This is a genomic window from Pseudonocardia xishanensis, assembly GCF_039541715.1.
Lineage (GTDB): Bacteria > Actinomycetota > Actinomycetes > Mycobacteriales > Pseudonocardiaceae > Pseudonocardia > Pseudonocardia xishanensis.
The window spans coordinates 81,539-103,292 of record NZ_BAABGT010000053.1; the positions used below are offsets into that span (position 1 = coordinate 81,539).

The 21,754-nt window shown below is 73.9% G+C and carries 20 protein-coding genes; 15 read left to right on the plus strand and 5 right to left on the minus strand.

Annotation, left to right across the window (positions count from 1 at the left end; translation table 11 throughout):
* Positions 1 to 2: 2 nt before the first annotated feature.
* From ABD993_RS19550 to ABD993_RS19615, 15 genes are all read left to right on the plus strand, one after another.
* Entirely contained in the window at positions 3 to 353 is a 351-nt protein-coding gene (locus ABD993_RS19550) for an allophanate hydrolase-related protein (protein WP_345420491.1), read from the plus strand.
* Positions 350 to 1,639 (plus strand): allantoinase AllB, encoded by a 1,290-nt coding sequence (gene allB, locus ABD993_RS19555; protein ID WP_345420248.1) that lies wholly within the window; start codon positions 350 to 352, stop codon positions 1,637 to 1,639. The genes ABD993_RS19550 and allB overlap by 4 nt, the downstream gene beginning before the upstream one ends.
* Complete coding sequence (gene alc, locus ABD993_RS19560; RefSeq protein ID WP_345420251.1) at positions 1,639 to 2,568, plus strand: allantoicase; 930 nt, start codon at positions 1,639 to 1,641, stop codon at positions 2,566 to 2,568. Before allB ends, alc begins: the two co-directional genes overlap by 1 nt.
* 22 nt (positions 2,569 to 2,590) lie before the next feature.
* Positions 2,591 to 3,373 (plus strand): hydroxypyruvate isomerase family protein, encoded by a 783-nt coding sequence (locus tag ABD993_RS19565; RefSeq protein WP_345420254.1) that lies wholly within the window; start codon positions 2,591 to 2,593, stop codon positions 3,371 to 3,373.
* Entirely contained in the window at positions 3,370 to 4,272 is a 903-nt protein-coding gene (locus ABD993_RS19570) for a 2-hydroxy-3-oxopropionate reductase (RefSeq protein ID WP_345420257.1), read from the plus strand. Before ABD993_RS19565 ends, ABD993_RS19570 begins: the two co-directional genes overlap by 4 nt.
* Positions 4,269 to 6,029, plus strand: coding sequence for a glyoxylate carboligase (gcl, locus tag ABD993_RS19575; RefSeq protein WP_345420260.1), 1,761 nt, complete (start codon positions 4,269 to 4,271; stop codon positions 6,027 to 6,029). Before ABD993_RS19570 ends, gcl begins: the two co-directional genes overlap by 4 nt.
* Entirely contained in the window at positions 6,026 to 7,180 is a 1,155-nt protein-coding gene (locus tag ABD993_RS19580) for a glycerate kinase (RefSeq protein ID WP_345420263.1), read from the plus strand. Before gcl ends, ABD993_RS19580 begins: the two co-directional genes overlap by 4 nt.
* A 161-nt stretch (positions 7,181 to 7,341) precedes the next feature.
* The gene (locus tag ABD993_RS19585) at positions 7,342 to 8,343 is read left to right on the plus strand and encodes a Rieske 2Fe-2S domain-containing protein (protein WP_345420266.1); all 1,002 of its coding nucleotides are present in this window, start codon (positions 7,342 to 7,344) and stop codon (positions 8,341 to 8,343) included.
* A 10-nt stretch (positions 8,344 to 8,353) separates the two neighbouring features.
* Positions 8,354 to 8,854 carry a thiamine pyrophosphate-binding protein gene (locus tag ABD993_RS19590; protein ID WP_345420269.1) on the plus strand — a complete coding sequence of 167 codons (501 nt, stop codon included), beginning with the start codon at positions 8,354 to 8,356 and terminating at the stop codon, positions 8,852 to 8,854.
* A complete protein-coding gene (locus ABD993_RS19595) occupies positions 8,851 to 9,459 on the plus strand; it encodes a thiamine pyrophosphate-dependent enzyme (protein WP_345420272.1) in 609 nt (202 codons plus the stop codon). The genes ABD993_RS19590 and ABD993_RS19595 overlap by 4 nt, the downstream gene beginning before the upstream one ends.
* Positions 9,446 to 10,960 carry a GMC family oxidoreductase gene (locus ABD993_RS19600; RefSeq protein ID WP_345420275.1) on the plus strand — a complete coding sequence of 505 codons (1,515 nt, stop codon included), beginning with the start codon at positions 9,446 to 9,448 and terminating at the stop codon, positions 10,958 to 10,960. Before ABD993_RS19595 ends, ABD993_RS19600 begins: the two co-directional genes overlap by 14 nt.
* Positions 10,957 to 11,454: an aldehyde dehydrogenase family protein gene (locus ABD993_RS19605; protein ID WP_345420278.1), complete on the plus strand. Its 498-nt coding sequence runs from the start codon at positions 10,957 to 10,959 to the stop codon at positions 11,452 to 11,454. Before ABD993_RS19600 ends, ABD993_RS19605 begins: the two co-directional genes overlap by 4 nt.
* Positions 11,382 to 11,726 (plus strand): aldehyde dehydrogenase family protein, encoded by a 345-nt coding sequence (locus tag ABD993_RS36815; protein ID WP_425569059.1) that lies wholly within the window; start codon positions 11,382 to 11,384, stop codon positions 11,724 to 11,726. The genes ABD993_RS19605 and ABD993_RS36815 overlap by 73 nt, the downstream gene beginning before the upstream one ends.
* On the plus strand, positions 11,642 to 12,661 hold the full coding sequence (locus tag ABD993_RS19610) for an adenosine deaminase family protein (RefSeq protein ID WP_345420281.1): 1,020 nt from the start codon (positions 11,642 to 11,644) through the stop codon (positions 12,659 to 12,661). Before ABD993_RS36815 ends, ABD993_RS19610 begins: the two co-directional genes overlap by 85 nt.
* 91 nt (positions 12,662 to 12,752) lie before the next feature.
* The gene (locus tag ABD993_RS19615) at positions 12,753 to 14,015 is read left to right on the plus strand and encodes a glucuronyl esterase domain-containing protein (RefSeq protein ID WP_345420284.1); all 1,263 of its coding nucleotides are present in this window, start codon (positions 12,753 to 12,755) and stop codon (positions 14,013 to 14,015) included.
* 160 nt (positions 14,016 to 14,175) lie between these two features.
* Here ABD993_RS19615 and ABD993_RS19620 read toward each other — a convergent pair whose 3' ends face one another.
* From ABD993_RS19620 to ABD993_RS19640, 5 genes are all read right to left on the minus strand, one after another.
* On the minus strand, positions 14,176 to 15,402 hold the full coding sequence (locus ABD993_RS19620) for a cytochrome P450 (protein WP_345420287.1): 1,227 nt from the start codon (positions 15,400 to 15,402) through the stop codon (positions 14,176 to 14,178).
* A 9-nt stretch (positions 15,403 to 15,411) separates the two neighbouring features.
* Positions 15,412 to 15,582 carry a VOC family protein gene (locus ABD993_RS19625; RefSeq protein WP_345420290.1) on the minus strand — a complete coding sequence of 57 codons (171 nt, stop codon included), beginning with the start codon at positions 15,580 to 15,582 and terminating at the stop codon, positions 15,412 to 15,414.
* An 88-nt stretch (positions 15,583 to 15,670) separates the two neighbouring features.
* Positions 15,671 to 17,314 (minus strand): purine-cytosine permease family protein, encoded by a 1,644-nt coding sequence (locus tag ABD993_RS19630; RefSeq protein WP_345420293.1) that lies wholly within the window; start codon positions 17,312 to 17,314, stop codon positions 15,671 to 15,673.
* Positions 17,315 to 17,366: 52 nt separating this feature from the next.
* The gene (locus ABD993_RS19635) at positions 17,367 to 20,381 is read right to left on the minus strand and encodes a hybrid sensor histidine kinase/response regulator (protein ID WP_345420296.1); all 3,015 of its coding nucleotides are present in this window, start codon (positions 20,379 to 20,381) and stop codon (positions 17,367 to 17,369) included.
* Positions 20,378 to 21,754, minus strand: coding sequence for a BTAD domain-containing putative transcriptional regulator (locus ABD993_RS19640; protein WP_345420299.1), 1,377 nt, complete (start codon positions 21,752 to 21,754; stop codon positions 20,378 to 20,380). The genes ABD993_RS19635 and ABD993_RS19640 overlap by 4 nt, the downstream gene beginning before the upstream one ends.

Below are 21,754 nucleotides of genomic sequence, written 5' to 3' on the forward strand. Positions count from 1 at the left end.
GCATGTTCCTGAACGGCACCGCCATGTCCGGCGGAGCCGACCACCACCTCGTGGGCGACGCCCCACTGCTCGCCCGGACGACCACCGCGCCCCGCTACCGCTTCCACGCCGTCGACGGGCGCTACCCGGCCCTCGAGGACGGCGGCTCGTGCGCGGTGGAGGGCGAGGTCTACGACCTCTCCTACGCCCAGCTCCGGGAGGTGCTGCTGCCGGGTGAGCCGGACGGGCTGGAGCTCGGCGTCGTCGAGCTGGCCGACGGGTCCGGGTCGCTGGCCATGGTGCTCCGGGCCGACCACCCCGCCCCCCGCACCGACATCTCGGAGCTCGCCTCCTGGCGGAGGTACCGGTCGTGAGGACCGTCTTCCGCGGACGGGCGGTGGTCGGCGGGTCGGAGCGGCAGGCCGCGGTGTTGGTCGAGGGGGAGCGGATCGCGGCGATCCTGCCGGGCGACGCCGCCCTGGACGCCGCCGAGGTCCGCCTGGCCCCCGACGAGGTGCTGATCCCGGGCCTGGTCGACACCCATGTGCACGTCAACGAGCCCGGTCGAACCGAGTGGGAGGGCTTCGCCTCCGCCACCCGGGCGGCCGCGGCCGGGGGCGTCACCACGATCGTCGACATGCCGCTGAACTCGCTGCCCCCGACGCTCGACGCCGACTCGCTCGACATCAAGCGCAAGGCGGCGGACGGACAGTGCAGTGTGGACGTGGGGTTCTGGGGCGGAGCGGTGCCCGGCAACGAGTCCGAGCTACCCGGTCTGCTCGCGGCGGGGGCGTTCGGCGCCAAGTGCTTCCTCCTCGACAGCGGGGTGCCGGAGTTCCCGCCGCTGCCCGACCCCCGGGGGGCCCTGCGCGCCCTCGGCGACGGGGTGCTGCTCGCGCACGCCGAGGACGCGGCGTTCATCGCAGAGGCCCACGGCACCCGGTACACGGACTTCCTGGCGTCGCGCCCCGCGGAGGCGGAGGACTCGGCCATCGCGCGGGTGCTGGCGGCCGCCCGGGAGACCGGTGGCCGGGTGCACATCGTCCACCTCTCGTCCGCGAGGGCGGTACCGCTGCTGGCGGAGGCCCGCGCCGATGGCGTCCGGGTCACCGTGGAGACCTGCCCGCACTACCTCGCGCTCACCGCCGAGGAGGTGCCGGACGGCGACACCCGTTTCAAGTGCTGCCCGCCGGTCCGCGAGGAGGCCAACCGGGACCTGCTCTGGCGGGGCCTGGCCGACGGGGTGATCGACATGGTCGTCAGCGACCACTCGCCCGCGACCCCCGAGCTCAAGGGCACCGGGGACTTCGGCTCGGCGTGGGGCGGGATCGCGTCCCTGCAGATCGGGCTGCCGGTCGTGTGGACCGAGGCCCGGCGTCGCGGCTGGTCGCTCGCGGCCGTCGTCGAGCGGATGGCGACCGCACCCGCGGACCTGGTCGGGCTGGGCCACAAGGGTCGCATCGCGGTCGGTGCCGCGGCCGATCTCGCGGTGGTCGCCCCGGACGAGACCGTCACGGTGGGCGCCCTCGCCCACCGTCACCCCACCACCCCGTACGCCGGTCGCACGCTGCACGGCGCCGTCCGCGGCACCTGGCTGCGCGGCACGCGGATCGACCCCGATCGGCCCCACGGACGGCTGATCAGACGAGGAGACACCTGATGCACCCGGATCTCGCCCTGCGCACGGTCGGCGGTTCCGTGGTCTCCGCGACCGACGAGTCGTTCGCCGCCAAGGAGAACCTGATCGTCCCCGGGTCGCCGGAGTTCGACCCGACCACGTTCGGCCACCGCGGCAAGGTCTACGACGGCTGGGAGACCCGCCGTCGGCGCTCGCCGGGGCACGACGAGGCCGTGGTCCGGCTCGGCGCGGCCGGGATCGTCCGGCGGATCGTGGTCGATACGACCTGGTTCACCGGCAACTACCCGCCGCAGGCCGCCGTCGACGGACGTGCGGACGGGGACTGGTTCGCCCTGGTCCCGCTGTCGGACCTGAAGGGCGACAGCGAGAACGCCTTCGACGTCCGGTGCGACCGCCGGGTGACCGAGGTCCGGCTGCGCATCGTGCCGGACGGCGGGGTCGCCCGCCTCCGGGTGTTCGGCGAGGCACTGCCCGACCCCGCGCTCGTCGGAGCGCTCGGCACCGTCGACCTCGCCGCCGTCGAGAACGGCGGCCACATCCGGGACGTGTCGAACCGCTTCTACAGCGAGCCGCACCACCTGCTGCTCCCCGGCCCCGCCCGGTCGATGGGGGAGGGCTGGGAGACCGCCCGCCGCCGCGGCACCGGCAACGACTGGGTCGAGATCGGCCTCGCCGTGGAGTCGCGGATCGCGGTCGTCGAGCTGGACACGCGGTACTTCCTGCACAACGCCCCGGCGTCGGCCACCCTGAGCGGCGGCGGCCGGACCCTCGTGGAGACCCCTCTGGAGCCGGACACCGTGCACCGCCTCGTGCTGAGCGAGGCGCCCCCGGTGACCGGGGTCCGCCTCGACATCCACCCCGACGGCGGACTGTCCCGAGTACGCCTCTGGGGCGCCCCCACCGACGCGGGCCGCGAGACCCTGGGTGCACGCTTCCGCGCAGCCCGCTGACCCCCTTCGCATCGGAGGAACCGTGTACGTGCTCAACTGTTCGCTCTGTCTGCCCGACGTGCCGGTCCTCGAGCGGGCCGCCGCCGCGGCCGCGGCGGGCTTCACCGAGGTCGAGTTCTGGTGGCCGTTCGAGTCGGCCTCACCGTCGGACGCCGAGGTGGACCGCTTCGCCCGCTCGATCGAGGACTCCGGGGTGGGGCTGCGCGGCCTCAACTTCACCGGGGGCGACATGCCCGCCGGGGACCGCGGGCTCGTGTCCTGGCCCGGGCGGGAGCAGGAGTTCCGCGACTCGGTGGCCGTGGCCGTCGCCCTGGGCGAGCGGCTCGGCATCGAGGTCTTCAACGCCCTGTACGGCAACCGGATCGACGGCGCCTCCGGTCAGGACGACGTCGCCGACGAGAACCTGGCCCACGCCGCCGAGGAGGCGGGCCGCATCGGCGCCACGGTGGCGCTGGAGCCGCTGAGCGGCGCCGAGCGCTACCCGCTGCGCACCGCCGCGGACGCCGTGGCCGTGCTCGACCGGGTCGGAGCGCACGCGGGCGAGCTCGCAGGCCCGACGATCGGGCGGAGCCTCGGGCTGCTGTTCGACGCCTACCACCTCGCCGTCAACGGCGACGACCTCGACGCCGCCATCACCCGGTACGCCGATCGCATCGCCCACGTTCAGCTCGCCGACGCCCCGGGTCGCCACGAGCCCGGTACCGGCGGGATCGACTTCCCCCACGTGCTCGACGCGCTGGACAGGGCCGGCTACACCGGCCGGATCGCGCTGGAGTACATCCCCACCCGAAAGGTCACCGCATGAGTCAGCAGACCATCGCCTTCATCGGCCTCGGCATCATGGGCGGTCCCATGGCGGGCCACCTCGTCGACGCAGGCCACGACGTCGTGGGCCACAACCTGTCCCGGCTCGCCGTCGACGTCCTGGTCGAGCGCGGTGGGCGCGCCGCCACCGACACCGCCGACGCGGTCCGCGAGGCGGACGTCGTGATCACCATGGTCCCGGACAGCCCGGACGTCGAGAGCCTCGTCTTCGGTTCCGATCGAGGGGACGACGGCATCCTGGCGAACGCGAAGCCCGGCACCCTGCACATCGACTGCTCGACCATCCGCCCGGACGTCGCGCGCCGGATCGCCGAGGCCGAGCGCGAGCGCGGGATCCGTCCGGTCGACGCCCCGGTCAGCGGGGGCGAGCCCGCGGCGGTCGAGGCCGCACTGTCGATCATGGTCGGCGGTGCCGCCGAGGACGTCGAGGCGGCGCGGCCCCTGCTCGAGACGGTGGGGAGGACCGTCGTGCACGTCGGCCCGGCGGGCTCGGGGCAGACGGTGAAGGCCGCCAACCAGCTCATCGTGGCCGGGAACATCCAGCTCGTCGCCGAGGCGCTGGTGTTCCTGGAGGCCCACGACGTGGACACCGAGTCCGCGCTCGCGGTGCTCCAGGGTGGTCTCGCGGGCAGCACCGTGCTGGCCCGCAAGGGCGCAGGCATGCGGGCCCGCACCTTCGCCCCCGGCTTCCGGATCGACCTGCACCACAAGGACATGGGCATCGTGACGACGGCGGCGCGGGAGGCGGGCGTCGCGATCCCGCTGGGTGCCCACGTGGCACAGCTCGTGGCCTCGCTGCGGGCGCAGGGACACGGCGGGCTGGACCACAGCGCGCTGCTGAAGCAGGTCGAGGAACTCTCGGGGAGGGCAACCGCATGAGGATGCGCGCCGTCGACGCCGCCGTCGCGATCCTGAAGGCGGAGGGCGTCACCCACCTCTTCGGCCTGCCGGGCGCCGCGATCAACCCCTTCTACGACGCCGTCCGCCGCGACGGCACGCTGACCCACGTCCTCGCCCGGCACGTCGAGGGTGCCTCCCACATGGCCGAGGGCTACACCCGCGCCGAGGCGGGCAACATCGGCGTCTGCGTCGGGACCTCCGGGCCCGCAGGCACCGACATGATCACCGGGCTGTACTCGGCGATGGCGGACTCGATCCCGATCCTGGCGATCACCGGGCAGGCGCCGGTCGCGCGGCTGCACAAGGAGGACTTCCAGGCGGTCGACATCGCGGCGATCGCCGCGCCCGTCACCAAGCTGGCCATGACGGTCCGCGAGCCCGCCCAGGTCCCGGGCGCGGTCGCGCAGGCCTTCCATCTCATGCGGTCCGGCAGGCCGGGACCGGTGCTGCTGGACCTGCCCATCGACGTCCAGCAGGCCGAGATCGACTTCGATCCGGAGACCTACGCGCCGCTGCCGGTGCACCGGCCGGAGGCCACGCGTGCCCAGGTCGACCGGGTCCTGGACCTGCTGGAGGGCGCCGAGCGACCGGTCATCGTCGCCGGTGGCGGGATCGTCAACGCCGACGCCTGCGCGGAGCTCGTCGCGTTCGCGGAGCTGCTCGACATCCCGGTCATCCCGACGTTGATGGGGTGGGGCGCGATCCCGGACGACCACCCGCTGATGGCGGGGATGGCCGGGATCCAGACCGCGCATCGGTACGGCAACGCCACCCTGCTCGCGTCGGACCTGGTGCTGGGGATCGGGAACCGGTGGGCGAACCGGCACACCGGCGGGCTGGAGGTCTACCGGCGCGGGCGGCGGTTCGTGCACGTGGACATCGAGCCGACCCAGATCGGGCGGGTGTTCGCGCCGGACTACGGGGTCACCTCCGATGCGGGCGCGTTCCTGCGCCGCGCCCTCGAGGCCGCCCGGGAGCGGACCCTGCCGGAGCGCGGCGCGTGGGTCCGGGAGTGCGTCGAGCGCAAGGGGTCGCTGCAGCGCCGGACCCACTTCGACGACGTCCCCATCAAGCCGCACCGGGTCTACGAGGAGATGAACAAGGCGTTCGGACCGGACACCCGCTATGTCAGCACGATCGGGCTGAGCCAGATCGCGGGCGCGCAGTTCCTGCACGTCCAGCGGCCGCGGCACTGGATCAACTGCGGCCAGGCGGGCCCGCTGGGCTGGACCGTCCCGGCCGCGCTGGGCGTGCGGGTCGCGGATCCGGACGCCACCGTCGTCGCCCTGTCGGGCGACTACGACTTCCAGTTCATGATCGAGGAGCTGGCGGTCGGGGCGCAGTTCACGCTGCCCTACATCCACGTCGTGGTGAACAACTCCTACCTGGGGCTGATCCGCCAGGCGCAGCGCGGGTTCGACATGGACTACTGCGTGCAGCTCGGCTTCGACAACATCCACAGCCCGGAGCTGGACAAGTACGGCGTGGACCACGTGAAGGTCGCGGAGGGGCTGGGCTGCAACGCGATCCGCGTGACGGACCCGGCCGACCTGCCCGCTGCGTTCGCCCGGGCGCGGGAGCTGGTTCGGCTGCACCGGGTCCCGGTCGTCGTCGAGGTCGTGCTGGAGCGGGTCACGAACATCTCGATGGGGCAGGAGCTGGACGCGGTCGTGGAGTTCGAGGAGCTCGCGACGACCCGGGAGCACGCACCGACCGCCACCATCCCGCTCCCGTGAGAGTCCTCGTCGCGCCGGACAAGTTCAAGGGCACGCTCACCGCGGCCGAGGTCGCCGGGCACCTGGTGGCCGGGCTGCGGGACGCCGGGCACGGGGCCGTCGAGCTGCCGGTGGCCGACGGCGGCGAGGGCACGCTGGAGGCCGCCCTCGCCGCCGGCTTCCGGCGGATCCCGGTCACGGCGAGCGGACCGACGGGGAAGCCGGTGGACACGGCGTTCGGACTGCGGGGCGGGACCGCCGTCGTGGAGCTGGCCGCGGCCTCGGGGCTCGCGCTCGCGGACCCGGACCCGTTGCGCGCCGGCAGTCGCGGGACCGGTGAGCTGCTCGCCGCCGCCCTCGACGCGGGGGCTCGGCGGATCATCCTGGGCCTCGGCGGCAGTGCCTGCACCGACGGGGGAGCGGGCCTGCTCGCCGCCCTCGGCGCGCGGATCGTCGACGCGGACGGCGAGGACCTCCCGGACGGCGGCGGTGCACTGCGGGACGCCGCGGACGTCGACCTTCGCGGGCTGGACCCGCGCCTGGCCGAGGTCGAGATCGTGCTGGCCTGCGACGTCGACAACCCACTCCTCGGCCCGCACGGCGCCGCCGCGGTCTACGGGCCGCAGAAGGGTGCGGGTCCGCGCGAGGTCGCGCTGCTGGACGCGGGTCTGACGAGGTTCGCGTCGCTCGTCGCCCGGGCGCCGGGGCTGTCGCAGGCCGAGGTCCCGGTGACGCGGGCGAGTGTCGGGGCGCGTTCCGCCGCCGTACCCGGGGCGGGGGCCGCGGGCGGGGTCGGATTCGCGGCATTGACGGTGCTCGGTGCCCGCCGTCGGCCCGGGATCGAGGTGGTGCTCGACCTCGTGGGGTTCGCCGAGCACCTCCGCGGCGCCTCCCTCGTCGTCACCGGGGAGGGCGCCCTGGACGCGCAGACGTTGCACGGCAAGGCCCCCGCCGGGGTGGCGGCGGCAGCCCGTGCCGCCCGCGTGCCGGCCATCGCCGTGTGTGGACGCTGCGACCTCGACCCCGACGTGCTGGCGCACGCGGGGCTCACCGGGGCGATCGCGCTGGCCGACCTCGATCCGGAGCGCTGCCTGTCCGCCCCCGGCCCACTCCTGCGGCGCATCGGCCGCGGGCTGGGGACCGACCTCGAGGGTTGCTTCATCGACCTGTAACCGGCGCGGGATCCGCCCGCAACAAGCCACCACGACGGTGGTGTCCGTCCGTCCGGCGGTGCCGGTGAACGATCCGCAGCTCCCCTGCGGAGGAGGACCCCCTTCCGGTGGCGGGTGCGAGGGCCGTCTCCGCGCCGCAACGCGTCCCGGGAGGAGGGCCGATGGAGAGCACGTTCGACCCCGCGGACCGGCACATCCTCACCGGGTACTGGTACGCCGTCGCCCGGACCGCGGACCTCGGGCGCGGCCCCGTCGCCGCCACGCTGCTGGACGCGCCGCTGGTGGTCTACCGGGCGGGCGCGGAGATCGTCGTCGCGGACGAGCTGTGCCCGCACCGCGGGGTCCCGCTGACCATGGGCACGACCGACGGCGAGGCGCTGACCTGCGCCTATCACGGCCTTCGGTTCGGGGTGGGCGGGCGCTGCGTGCGGGTCCCGGCCGATCCCGCGGCACGGATCCCGGAGCGCCTGCACCTGCGCACGTACCCCGTCGTCGAGCGGTACGGGCTGGTCTGGACCTGCCTGCGGCCCACCGGGGAGCCCGGCATCCCGCCGATGCCGAACTGGGACGCCCCGGGCTTCCAGTGCGTGACCCTGCCACCCTTCGACATCGCCGCGTTCGCGGGCCGACAGGTGGAGGGTTTCCTCGACGTCGGCCACTTCGCCTTCGTCCACACCGCGACGTTCGCCGACCCCGCGGACACCGAGGTGCCGCCCTACCGGCCGGTGCCGACTCCGACCGGGTTCCGCGTGCACTACCGGTCGACCGTCGCCAACTACGCGGCCGGGGTGGAGAACCCGTTCCCGGGGGCGTCCTGGCTGCGCGCGTTCGAGATGCACCTGCCCTTCACCCCCACGCTCGTCGTCCACTTCCCGGACGGCGGCAGGCTGGGTCTGTTGAACGCCGCGACCCCGGTGAGCGCCCGGTCCACCCGGCTGTTCTGCCTGGTGGCCAAGGACGTCTTCACGCAGCAGACCGTCGCCGAGGTGGAGGCGTTCAACCTGCGGGTGTTCGCCGAGGACCGGGCCATCGTGGAGGCCCAGCGCCCGGAGAACCTGCCGTTCGACCCCCGGATCGAGGTCAACATCGCCGCGGACCGCAGCTCCGTCGCCTACCGACGGGCGCTGCGCGGCATGGGACTCGGTCGGTTCTTCCAGGTGTAAGGAGCGCGAGATGCACGATTCGGCGGTGGGCGAGGTGCTCGCCGGGTTGAAGCGGGCGGGGGTGAGCGTGGCCTGCTACCTCCCCGACTCGCTGTTCAAGCCGCTCTATCCCGCGATGGACGCCGATCCGGACCTGCGCACGATCCGGGTGACGAACGAGGGCGAGGGTGCCGCGATCTGCGGCGGGGTCTTCCTGTCCGGGAGGCGGGCGGTGCTCGTCATGGAGAACTCGGGGCTGCGCGCCTCGGTGGAACCGTTGGCGCGGATGGGCCTCGGCGCCGGGATCCCGGTCGTCATGCTGATGAGCTACCGCGGCGAGATGGGTGAGAACAACTGGTGGGCCGTCCCGCACGGGGTCACCATGGAGCCGGTGCTGGACGCGCTGCGCATCCCGTACCGGGTGGTCCGGGAGGAGTCCGAGATCGCCCGGTCCATCGTGGATGCCTACGAGCTGGCCTACGCGAGCTACTACCACTCCGCGGTCGCGCTGGGCGGGGGAATCGTCCGATGAAGCGGTACGACTGCATGGTCGAGCTCGCGGGGCTGCTGTCCGACGAGCTGGTGGTCCTGTCCCTGGGCGGCAGCGTCGACGAGTGGTACACCGCCGCCCCGCACATGCGGGCGGCCAGCCTGTTCCAGCAGCAGCTGGGCTGCGTGACACCGGAGGCGTTCGGGCTCGCGGTCGGGCTGCCGCACCGGCGGATCGTGTCCCTCGACACCGACGGGGGGTTGCTGTTCAACCTCGGGATCCTCGCGACTCTGGGCAACGAGCAGCCCGCGAACCTGTTCGTGGCCGTCTGGGACAACGAGCGCTACCAGTCGATCGGCGGCCCGCCCACGCACACCGCCTCCGGCCGCGTCGACCTCGCCGCGATCGCCCGTGGCGCCGGGGTGACCGAGGCGCACACCGCCCGGACCGTGGAGGAGTTCGCCGCGCACTGCGCGGCCGGGCTCGCGGCGACCGTGCCGTACGTGGTGGTGGCGAAGGTGTCCGGCGAGGTCGAGCCCGGGATCACGCGCAAGCACAGCGACGGCCGGGAGGACAAGTACGTGTTCGTCCGGCACGTCGAGGAGTCGGAGGGCATCGTGATCATGGGGCCCAGTGAGCACAACTGACTACCTGGTGATCGGGGGCGGCAGCGCGGGCTGCGTGCTCGCCCGCAGGCTGTCCGACGACCCGTCCGTGCGCGTCGTGCTCCTGGAGGCGGGGCCCGCGGAGGGTGGCGCCGCGGTGCGCGACCCGGCGCGCTGGACCGAGCTGATCGGCGGTCCGTTGGACTGGGGGCACGCCTACGAGCCTGCCGCGCCGACGCTGCACCGGCACATCCCGATCCCGCGCGGTCGTGTGCTGGGCGGAAGCAGCGCCACCAACGCGATGCTCTGGTACCGCGGCCATCCGGCCGACTACGACGCCTGGGGCGAGGGCTGGGACTTCGCCTCCCTGCTGCCGTACTTCCGCAGGTCGGAGGACTGTGCGAGCGGGGGTGACGAGTGGCGGGGGCGCGGTGGGCCGATGCACGTCGAGCGCGAGGCCGATCCGCACCCGGTCGCGCTCGCGGTGCTGGACGGAGCCGCGGAGCGGGGCCTGCCGCTGATCGCGGACGCCAACGGCGCCTCGAACGCCGGAGCGACGGTCCCCGAGTTCACCGTGTGCGCGGGCCGCAGGCACGGCGCCGCGGACGGGTACCTCGCGCCCGTCGCCGACCGGCCCAACCTGGAGATCCGCTGCGGAGCGGTCGTGACGGGGCTGGAGTTCGCGGGGGAGCGCTGCGTCGGCGCCCGGTACCGGATCGACCACGGCGCTCGTGCCCCACGGGCCTCGGCTGTGCTGCGCGTCGAGCGTGAGGTGATCCTCTGTCCGGGCGCGCTGGAGACGCCGCGGCTGCTCATGCTCGCCGGCATCGGGCCTGCGGACCACCTGCGGGACCTCGGGATCGGAGTGCGGGCGGACCTGCCGGTCGGGGAGCGGCTGGCCGACCATCCGCTGGTCACCGGGATGACCTTCCGTGCCCGCGAGCCGCTCGGTCCGGTCCGCGGCACCGGCGGGGGCGCGATGCTCAACTGGTGCGGCCCCGGCGCCGACCGGCCGGACCTGCACGCCTTCGTGGTGCAGGGTTCCCACGCGACGCCCGAGGTCGCCGCGCGGTACCGGCTCGATCCGCCGGTCTTCGCGGTCTCGCCCGGGCTGATGCGTGCCCGAAGTCTCGGTTCGGTGCGGCTCACCTCCGCCGATCCCGCTGCGCCCCTGCGGATCCAGCCGAACCTGGTGGCCGATCCGGCGGATGTGGCTGCACTCTGCGCGGGCGTCGAGTTCATCCAGGAGCTGGGGGAGACGCGGGCGCTGCGGGCGGTGAGCGCGGGCCCGGCCGCCCCGGAACGCAGGCTCGGCGCGGCGGAGCGGGAGGCGTTCGTCCGGCTCGCGACCTCGACGTTCTTCCACGTGGCGGGCACTGCGGCGATGGGGCCGGTCCTGGACCGGGAGCTGCGGGTGCACGGTGTGGACGGGCTGCGGGTGGTCGACGCGAGCGTCTTCCCCAGCCTGCCCTCCTGCAACACCAACGCGCCGGTGATCGCGGTCGCCGAGCGCGCCGCGGACCTCGTGAAGGAGTCGGTGTGACCCGAGACGGTGGTGAGACGCTGCTGGTCGGCGGGAAGTGGATCTGGTCCGGCGCTCGCTTCGAGACGTCCGACCCGGCCACCGGTGCGGTGCTCCGCGAGGTCTCGCCGGCGGGGCCCGCCGAGGTCGACGCCGCGGTCACGGCCGCCCGCCGCGCCTTCCCCGCCTGGTCCCTGCCAGAGCAGCCGGGCCCGGACGCTCGCCGAGCCATGAGCAGCGGGGAGTTCCAGGGCATGATCGACGGCGGTCGGGCGCGACCTGGTGCGCGGGGCGGCGGACCGGTTCACCCGGCTGTGCTCACCGGCGGTCGCGCGGAGGGGGCGTTCGTCCGGCCGACCGTGGTCGTCGGGGCGGAGCCGGACTCGCGGCTCGTGCGCGAGGAGATCTGCGGCCGGTCGCCGGGCTCGTCCCGCTCGACTCGCTGGACGAGGCACTCGCCCCGGCGAACGACACCCGGTACGGGCTGGCCGCGAGCGTCTGGACCCGGGACCTGAGCACCGCGGAGCCGGCCGCGCAGGCGCTGCGGGCGGGCACGGCCTGGGTCAACTGCCATTCGTACTTCGCCCCGGAGCTGGTCAAGGCGGGCACGGGATCTCGGGCCGGGGCTCCGAGAACGGCGCCCCCGGCCAGCCGCCCACCAGGAGCTCAAGACCGTCTGCACCCTGATCTGAGGAGTCACCGTTGGACCTCCCCGACTACCTGCGACGCCTGCCCAAGGTCGAGCTGCACTGCCACTTCGTGGCCACCATCCGGCCTGCGACGCTGATCGAGCTGGCCCGGGAGAAGGAGGTGCCGCTGCCCTCCTACGACCCGGAGGTCCTGTTCGGCTACGACAACATCGTGGACTTCCTGGTGGCCTTCGAGGCCGCGAACCACGTGTTCACCGACAAGGGCGTGTTCGAGCGGGTGGCCTACGAGTCCGTCGAGGACGCGGTCGCCGCGGGCAACCTGCGGTACCGGGAGTACTTCGTCAACGCCGACCTCTTCCCGATCCCGTACACTGAGGTGCTCGACGCGATGGTCGCCGGGCTCGCGGCGGCCGAGCGGGACTTCGGCGTGGGGTTCGGGATCATCCCGGCGGTCGCCCGGCACCGCCCGCCCGAGGACGCCGTCGCGCTGGTCCGCACGGTGCTCGACGACGGCCGCCCCGAGGTCGTCGGGATCGGGCAGGACTACCTGACGCCGGAGAACACGGAGTCCCCCGAGCTGTGGACCGAGGCGTACGCCCTCGCCTCGCGGCACGGGCTCAACCGGACCGCGCACGTGGCCGAGATCCCGGGCTCGACGGCCGAGGCGGTCACCATCGCGATCGAGCAGCTGGGCTGCGCCCGCATCGACCACGGCTACCACGTGATGGACGATCCGGCCGTCGTCGAGGTCGCCCGGGAGCTGCAGATCCCGTTCACCTGCACGCCGTACTCGACGCAGGTCCTCTCCGGGTGGGAAATGACCCCGGAGCATCCGGTGGCGCGGATGATCCGGGCAGGCCTGAACGTCACGCTGAGCACGGACGACCCCACCTTCTTCCGCACCGACATCGGGCGGGAGTACGCGGAGGCGTTGCCCGCCATGGGGTTCGGTGCCGAGGACGGGGCCCGGATCGCGCTGGCGGGCGTGGAGGCGGCCTGGCTGCCGCCGGACCGCAAGGACCGGCTGCGGGCCGAGTTCGCCGCGCAGATCGCGTCCCTCGACGAAGCGTGAGGACGCAGCGTCAGCCGGACGGGGGTCGTCCGATCGACGTGCGTGCGCCGACCGTGGTTGCGGCGTCACGCGAACTGCGTAGATTCGCCCCGTGGGCACCATCCGTCACTCCCGCCCACTGCGTACCGTCACCAGACGCCTGGGGTCAGTAGCGGTGGTCGTGGCGCTGTGCGCGGGCGGGGGAGTCGCGCTGCAGGGCCAGGCGCTCGCCGCACCGGCCCCGGAGACGGTCGCCATCGACGGGGTCGACTACCCGAATCCGTTGCGCCGCGACGACGGTGGCGCCGTCACCACGGTGGCGGACTGGGAGGGCGTCCGACGCGCCGAGCTGCTGGAGGCCTTCCAGGAGAACGTCTACGGGCGGAGCCTGCCCGCGCCGACCGCGCAGACCTTCGGGGTCGCGCAGTCCGAGGTCGGGGGTGTGCGGCGGAAGATCGTGACCATCACGCTCACCGGTCCCCGGGGGACGAGGAGGATCGAGGTCCCGCTGTTCCTGCCCGCGGCGCGCCCCGCGGGCACGTTCCTGATGATCGACCATCGCGGCGCCGTGGACGAGGACCCCGCACGGTCGTCGGACTACGCGCCGGTGTCGACGATCGTGAAGGCCGGCTACGCCTTCGTCGCGCTGCGGACCGATGACCTCGCGCCGGACGGCGGCGACTACCGCGACGGGGTCATCGATCTCTTCCACCCCGCGGGCGAGGAGCTGCCCGCGGACGCGGGTCGGGCGATCAGCGCCTGGGCCTGGGGCGCGAGCCGGGTCATGGACTACCTGGAGACCGACCCGGACGTCGATGCCGCGAAGGTCGCCGTCCTCGGCCACTCCCGCAGCGGCAAGGCGGCGCTCTGGGCGGGGGCGCAGGACACCCGGTTCGCGGCGGCGGTCGCGAACGACGCCGGTTCGACCGGCACCGCGCTCGCGCGCCGCAGCGGCGGCGGGGAAGGCGGCGAGAGCGTCGCCCAGCTCACCCGGGCGTTCCCCCACTGGTTCCCGCCCGTCTACCGGGCCTACGGGGACCGGGTGGACGAGCTTCCCGTCGACCAGCACCAGCTGCTGGCGCTGATGGCGCCCCGCAGGGTCGTCGTCGGGAGCGCCACCGAGGACGCCAACGCCGACCCGGAGGGCGAGTTCCTGGCCTACCGGGCCGCCGCCCCGGTGTACGCGCTGTACGGGCTGGGCGACACCGGCCTGGCGTCGACCGCGTGGCCCCCGGCCGCGGACCAGGGCTTCCGGGGACCCGCGATGAGCTACCACCTGCGCTCCGGCGGACACGGCCTGACCGCTGCCGACTGGACGAACTACCTCGACGGCGACCTGTTCGCCGCGGTGGGTGCGGCCCCGGTCCAGGGGTAGCCGGATGCCGGTGACGGGGCGCGCCTCGCTCGCCGCCTGCTCGGGCGGCGGGACCGCCGCCGGCGGCTCCGTGGCCGAGGGGCCGCTCGTCGTCCCGGCCGCGACGGCGAACAGGATCCTCACTGGAGGGAGACGGCCGAGGTCACTCCGGTGCCGCAGGTCACCACTCCACCGGCAGCCGGGTCACGCCGTTGATGAAGTTCGACGTGAGGCGGCGCGGCTCACCTGCCGGGCGGAGCGGCGGCAGCGCGAGCAGGGCGGAGTGGAACTCGCGCAGCTGCAGACGGGCGAACGCGGCGCCGAGGCAGAGGTGCGGGCCCTGGCCGAAGGCGAGGTGGTCGTTGTCCGCGCGGGCCAGGTCGAGGCGGAGCGGGTCCGGGAAACGGCGCTCGTCGTAGTGCGCGGACACGTGGTACACGACCACCTTGTCGCCCGCCGCGATGCGCCGCCCGCCCAGCTCCAGGTCGCGCGTCGCGGTGCGTCGGAAGGTGAGCACGGGCGGGTGCCAGCGCAGCAGCTCCTCGATCGCGCTCGGGAGCAGGGCGTGGTCCGCGCGCAGCCGCGCGTGCTCCTCCGGATGGTCGAGCAGGGCGAGCAGGCCGCCGGGCAGGGCGCTGCGGACGGTGTCGTTGCCCGCGACCACCAGCAGGAAGAAGAACATCTGCAGCTCGGGGCCCGTGAGGTCGCCGCCGTGTGCCAGGGCGCTCATGACGTCGTCCGCGGGCTCGCGGCGCTTCGTCGCGGCGAGCCGGTCCGCGTAGCCGAACATGTCCGCGAGCTGGGCGGGGGAGCGGGGGTTCACGGGTTCGCCCTCGGCGTCGGTGACGACGGTGGCGTGCTCGGGGTCCTGGTAGCCGATCACCCGGTTCGTCCAGTGGAGCAGCTGGGCGCGATCCTCGGCGGGCACCCCCAGCAGGTCCGCCAGGTTCTGCAGCGGGAAGTCGTCCGTGACGGCGGTGAGGTCGCCGCCGCCCTCGCGCCGCAGCCCGTCGAGCAGGCGCTCGGCCCGGGCCCGCACGGTCGCCGCGAAGGTCTCCAGCCGCCGTCGGCTGAAGGCGCCGGTGACCAGTCGACGCAGCCGCATGTGCTCCGGCGGGTCCATGTTGAGGATCATCCGGCGCAGGAACGGCAGGTCCGCGGGGTCCGGGTCGCGGATCTGGGTCGCGCCCAGCGAGGACGAGAAGTCCGCGGGGGTGCGCAGCACGGTCCGGACGTCCGCGTACCGGGTCACCGCCCAGAAGCCCGGTCCGGCAGGCCAGATCCCGACCTCGTGCTCGGGCTGCCACGAGACGGGCTCCTCGTCCCGCAGCAGGCGCAGGGACTCGTGCGGGATCCCGGCCGCGAAGATCCGCGGATCGAAGACGTCCGGGGTGACCTTGCTGCGCACACCGCGAGCCTAGGCGCCCGGGAGGAAGAGGCAGAACGGATGGCCGTCGGGATCGCGAAGCACCCGCACCCACTCCGCGGACTCCTCGACGGTGTCCCAGCCGAGGAGCCCGCGGTAGAAGGCGGCGAGCGCGGGCGGGTTCGGCGACCCGAGGACGACGGCGGCGAAGGAGACGCTCATGCCCCCGGCCTACCCGCACCGGCCGGCGCGCACCCCTCCGGCGCGCCGAACGCAGGCCGCACCCGGGCGGGTGCGGCCTGCGGGACCGTCAGACCTGGGCGGGCAGGACGTGCTCGCCGGTCTTGTCCTGGCTCAGGCACAGCGAGCAGACGTGCGCGGAGTGCGCCTCGCAGGCCATCATGTCCGGGCGCTCGATCGACTCGCCGCAGACGTGGCAGTCCAGCACCTCGCCGGACGGGTTGCCGTGCTCGTCGTACATCGGCAGGTCGATGCCGTCGTCCGTGCGGCGCAGGTAGTACCTGCCCTTGGTGGCGATCGCCAGGAGCGGCGGCAGCACCACGGCCAGGCCGATCGCGACCAGCGGGCTGTACGGCTGGATGCCGGAGCCGAAGGCGCCGAAGAAGACCAGGATGGACACCCCGGCGGAGACCAGCATCGAGCCGAAGCCGACCGGGTTGACGTTGTAGAGCATCCCGCGGCGGAACTCGGGCTGGATGGGCGAGAGCTTCAGCAGGTACTTGTTGACCGCGATGTCCACGGCGACCACGACGATCCAGGACATCCCGCAGTTGGCGTAGAAGCCGAGGATGGTGTTGAGGAAGTCGAACATGTTGGCTTCCATCAGCACCAGCGCGATCAGCAGGTTCACCCCGACGAACACCAGGCGGCCGGGGTAGTGCTTGGTGACCCGGGTGAAGGAGTTCGTCCAGGCCAGCGAGCCGGAGTAGGCGTTGGTGACGTTGATCTTGATCTGGCTGATCACGACGAGGATCACGGCGAGCGCGATCGCGGCCCACGGCGGCAGGAACTGGTTGTAGATCTCCAGGAACTGGTGCACCGGCTCGTTGGCCACGTCCGCGCCGCCCGCGACGTTCGTGATCAGGTAGACGGCGAGGAAGAGCCCGACGACCTGCTTGATGGCGCCGAAGAAGACCCAGCCCGGCCCGGCGAGGACCATCGCGGTCCACCAGCGGCGCTTGTTCTCCGGGGTCTTGGGCGGCATGAAGCGCAGGTAGTCGATCTGCTCGGCGATCTGGGCGATCAGCGACAGGCACACGCCTGCGGCCAGCATGACGGCGCCGAGGTTCGGCGCGCCCGTGCCGTTCTCACCCTGGTAGCCGAAGAACTGCCCGATCGAGTCCGGGTGCTGGATCAGCAGGTAGACGAAGGGCGCGACCATCAGCACCAGCCACAGCGGGGTGGTCCACAGCTGCAGCTTGCTCAGCAGCGACATCCCGTACATGACGAGCGGGAAGATGATGATCGTGGACAGCGCATAGCCGAGCCACGGTGGGATGCCCAGGCCGAGCTCGAGGCCCTGGGCCATGATCGAGCCCTCGAGGGCGAAGAAGATGAACGTGAACGTCGCGAAGATGACGTTCGTGACGACCGAGCCGTAGTAGCCGAAGCCGGAGCCGCGGGTGATCAGGTCGAGGTCCAGGTTGTAGCGCGCGGCGTAGTAGGCCAGCGGGAAGCCGGACACGAAGATCACGACGGCGAAGACGAGGATGCCCCACAGCGCGTTGACCGTGCCGGAGGCGATACCGATGTTCGCGCCGATGGCGAAGTCGGCGAGGTAGGCGATGCCGCCGAGCGCCGAGACGGCGACCGTGCCGGTGCCCCACTTCCGGTAGCTGCGTGGGGCGAAGCGGAGGGTGTAGTCCTCCAGGGTCTCCTTCGCGGCGCCCGTGCGTGCGGGCGCCGTGGTGGATGGGGCGTCCTCGATGCTCATCGCGGCCTTCCGATCACAGGGATGTCGATGAGCGGAAGTGAACGCGGGAGCGCTAAACGTCCGCCAAATGCCCGCTGAGCTGCCGCAACGCCGCGCTCACCCGCGCGTACTCCGCGGCGGCCGCGATCGGGTCGCCCGCGCGGCACCGCGCGGCGAGCGCCGTGGCGCCGAAGGTCTCGGCCAGTCCGGCGAGGGTGTGGGCCGCGCGTGCGGAGTCCTCGCCCCGCAGGGCGGCGACCAGGGCGGGCGCCTCGGCGAGGAAGTCCTCGACGAGCCCGGTCAGCGTCTCCGGGTCGTGCCCGACGAGCTCGCGCAGCCGGTCCAGGGCGACGGGGTCCAGCGGTGCGGGCCCGAGCGGTGCCGGTGTGCTCGCGCGGGCCAGTGCCTCCGCCAGCTCGGCGGCGACCAGCGGTTTGGTCAGGTGGTCGTCCATCCCCGCGGCGAGGCAGGCCGCCCGCCCGCCCGGCTCGGCGGTCACCGCGATGATCCACGGCTGTCTGCCGCCGAGGGCCCGGATCCGCCGGGTCGCCCCGGGCCCGTCCAGCTCGGGCATCCGGACGTCCATCAGCACCACGTCGTAGTGCCGGTCCCGAACCGCCTCGACGGCCTCGAGCCCGTTGCCCGCCAAGTCCGCGCGCAGCCCGAGCCGGTGCAGCAGCAACAGGACCAGCCGCTGGTTCACCGGATGGTCCTCGGCCACGAGGATCCGGGCGCCGGGCACGACCGGGTCCGCCGGGGCGTCCGCCAACGCCCGGTAGAGCGGCGCGGGCCGCACCGGCTTGGCGACGACGGCGGCCACCCCGGTCCGGTCGGCGTGCGGCACCCGGCCCAGGGCCGTCAGCAGGACCACCGGCATCCCCGGCTGTCGCTCCTGCACCGCGGCCGCGGTGGCGGGCTCGTCCACCACGGCGACGTCGAACCGGCGACCCTCGGCCAGCCAGCGCAGCGCCGTGGCACCGGAGGTGGTGTCCGCGACCTGCATCCCCCACGAGCCCAGCCTGCGGCGCAGCTGGCGCAGGCTGCCGGCGTGGTCGTCGACGACGAGGGCGTGCAGCCCGCGCAGCGCGTCCCCGGTGGGGACCGGGTCGCGGCGGGCCGCCTCGGTGGGCTCGGCCCGCACGGTGAACACGACCGCGGAGCCCGCACCCGGGGTGCTCGTGGCCCGGACCGTGCCGCCCATCAGCTCGCACAGCCGCCTGCAGATCGCGAGGCCGAGGCCGGTGCCGCCGTAGCGGCGGGCGGTGGTGGCGTCCACCTGCGTGAACGCCTCGAAGATCGCGTCCAGCCGGTCCGGCGGGATGCCGATGCCGGTGTCCCGCACGGTGAACACCCACTCCCCGTCGTGGTGCCCGACGGTCACGCCCACCTCGCCGCGGTCGGTGAACTTCACCGCGTTGCTGAGCAGGTTGAGCAGCACCTGCCGGACCCGGGTCACGTCCCCGACCAGGCCTTCGGGGGTCCCCGGCTCGACCAGGCAGAGCAGCTCGAGGTCCTTGGCGGCGGCGTCCGCGGAGACGAGCTCGAGCGCGCCCTCGACGCACTCGGCGACGTGGAAGGGGGCCTGCTCCAGTTCCAGCCTGCCCGCCTCGATCTTGGAGAAGTCGAGGATGTCGTTGATCAGCAGCAGCAGCGAGTGCGCGCTGTCTCGGACGATCCCGGCGAACTGCCGCTGCTCCGGGGCCAGCTCGGTGTCCAGCAACAGCCCGGACATGCCGATCACGGCGTTCATCGGGGTGCGGATCTCGTGGCTCATGGTCGCGAGGAAGGCGCTCTTGGCGCGGTTGGCGGCCTCGGCGGCGGTGGCGGCGTCCCGCAGCGCGTCGGCCGTGCGGACCCGGTCGACCACCTGCCCGAGCTGCGCGCCGACGTCCGCGAGCAGCGCGAGCTGCCCCGGGTCCCGTTCGGTGCGGCGGCCCGCGACGAACTCCAGCACGGCCACGGTCTCGGTGCCGACCCGCACCGGGAGCCCGATCGCCGAGCCCGCCCACACCGGCTCACCGCTCTCCCGCACCCGCTCCACCAGCGCGGGATCGACCGGCATCCGGCCGTGCTCGTAGACGGCGTGCTCGAACACCGCGCGGCCCAGCGGCCAGCCGGTGTGCCCGCAGACCAGCGCCAGCACCTCGCGGGTCGCGGTCTCCAGGTCGGTGGCCCGGTGCGCGGTCGCCGCCACCCGGTGCAGCAGCATGACGTCCGCCTGCCGGGCCCGCACGCGTTCGGCCATCTCGTTGAACCGGGTGGCCAGCGCGCTGATCTCGCCGACGCCTTCGACCGGCGCCCGGACCTCGGGCTCCCCCGCGGCGATCCGGGCGGTGGCGGCGTCCAGCTCGCCGACGGGCCGCAGCACCGCCCGCCGGGTCCACAGGACCAGCACCGCCATCCCCGCGAGCAGCAGCACCGCGACGGTGATCGCCGCCGCCGACCAGCCGCGGGCCCGGGCCGTGGCGTCCGCGGTCTCCTGTGCCGTGCGGGTGTCGACGAGCCGGATCACCTGCCCGATCGGGTCCATGATCTCGGCCTTGGCGTGCAGGTACTCGGCGTCGTAGAGGAGCGCGGTGGCCCGGTCGCGGTCCGGCAGCAGCGCGAAGGCCTCCTCCTCGATGCCGGCCAGCTCGTCCGAGCGGGCCTGGGCCGTCGCCAGGAGCTGCTGCTCGTCCGCGGTGAACCCGGCGCCGTCCGCCAGCGCGGCGAACGCGGCGGGCGCCTCGAAGGGGGTGGGTCGCCGTCCGGTGTCGCTGACGACGTCCCAGTAGATGCCGTCGTAGTCCACCGGGCGCGGCGCGGTGCCCGCCCGGATCGCGAGGATCTCCCGGAACCAGTCGAGGTAGTGCGGATCACCGGTGGCGACGTAGGACCGGGCCATCCGGGTGAGGTCGTCCGAGGTCTGGCGCAGCTCGTAGGCCAGCCGCAGGGACTCCGAGCGCCGCACCTCGGCCTCGGTGGCCCCCTGCATGCTCTGTTCGGCGAACAGGCTGACCAGCAGCACCACCGCCAGCAGGACCCCGCCGAACCCGAGGCCGACCGGGAGCAGCCGCTTGAGCGTGCGCCGCTCGCCACCCGGCCTCATCCGCTCGCCACCCGGCTGCGGAGCTCGGCGATCTCGGCCTGCAGGGCCCGCTCGCGCTCCTCGACCTCGCGGGTCATCTCCCGCAGCTGTCGGGACAGCAGGTCCACGGCCTCCTCCCGTTCGTCCGCGAGCCTGCGCAGCTCGGCGTCCCGCAACCGCTTGGCCGCGAGCGAGGACCGCAGCCGCGCGCGCAGCATCTCGGCGCCGAAGGGCTTCGGCAGGTAGTCGGTGGCGCCGAGCTCGATGCAGCGCAGCACGCTGGCCATCTCGTGCACGGTCGACACCATGATCACCGGGAGGTGGGCGAGCGCGGGATCGGCCTTGATCTCGGCGAGCGTGGAGTAGCCGTCCAGGACGGGCATGAGCAGGTCCAGCAGCACGACGTCCACGGGGTGCGCGGCCAGGTGCTCGAGCGCGGCCTTCCCGTTCTCGGCGGTGTGCACCTCGTGACCGAGCTCGGCCAGCGCGGCGGCCAGGACGCGGCGGTTGACCCCGCTGTCGTCGACGACGAGGACGCGGCCGGGTTCGTCCACCGTCGGCGGCGGGCTCGCGGCGGGCAGCACGACGGGCGGTGGCGCGGCCCAGGCCAGCGCCGGGTCCTGCCGCAGCACGGCCTGCTCCAGCTCGCGCAGCCGGGCGCCCGGTTCGAGGCCGAGCTCGTCGGTGAGGATCCGGCGCCCCTCGCGGTAGGCGGCCAGCGCGTCCGCCTGCCTGCCGCAGCGGTAGAGGGCGAGCATCAGCTGGGCGCGGGAGCGTTCGCGCAGCGGGTGGGTGCGGACCCGGCGGGCCAGCTCCGGGGCGAGTACGTCGTGTCTGCCGAGGGCGAGCTCGGCGTCCGCGCGGTCCTCGGCGGCCCCGAGGCGCAGCTCCTCCAGCCGGGCCGCCTCGGTGCGGGCGAACGGCGCCTCCGGCAGGTCGGCGAGGGCGGGGCCGCGCCACAGCCCGGCGGCCCTCGCCAACAGCTCGGCGGCGCGCTCCGGATCGTCCCCGGTCAGGGCCTCGCGCCCGGCCCCGACCAACCGTCCGAACTCGTGCGCGTCCACCGCGGCGGGATCGACGGCCAGCCGGTAGCCGGGGGAGGCCGTGGCGAGGATCCGCGCGGGGGCGCCGCGGGGGCGGTCCGGTTCGAGGGCGCGACGCAGGTTGGACACGAAGACCTGGACCGTCGCCGCGGCGCGGGCGGGCGGGTCCTCCGGCCAGAGATCGTCGATGAGCTGCTCCTGGGAGACCACCCGGCCCGCGCGCAGCGCGAGCGAGGCGAGCACGGCGCGTTGCTTGGGTCCGCCCAGCTCGATCCGGGTGCCGGCGCTCCATGCCTCGACCTGACCGAGCAGTCGGAACTCGATCAGCGGCTCGTCCCCGGCGCCGACCAT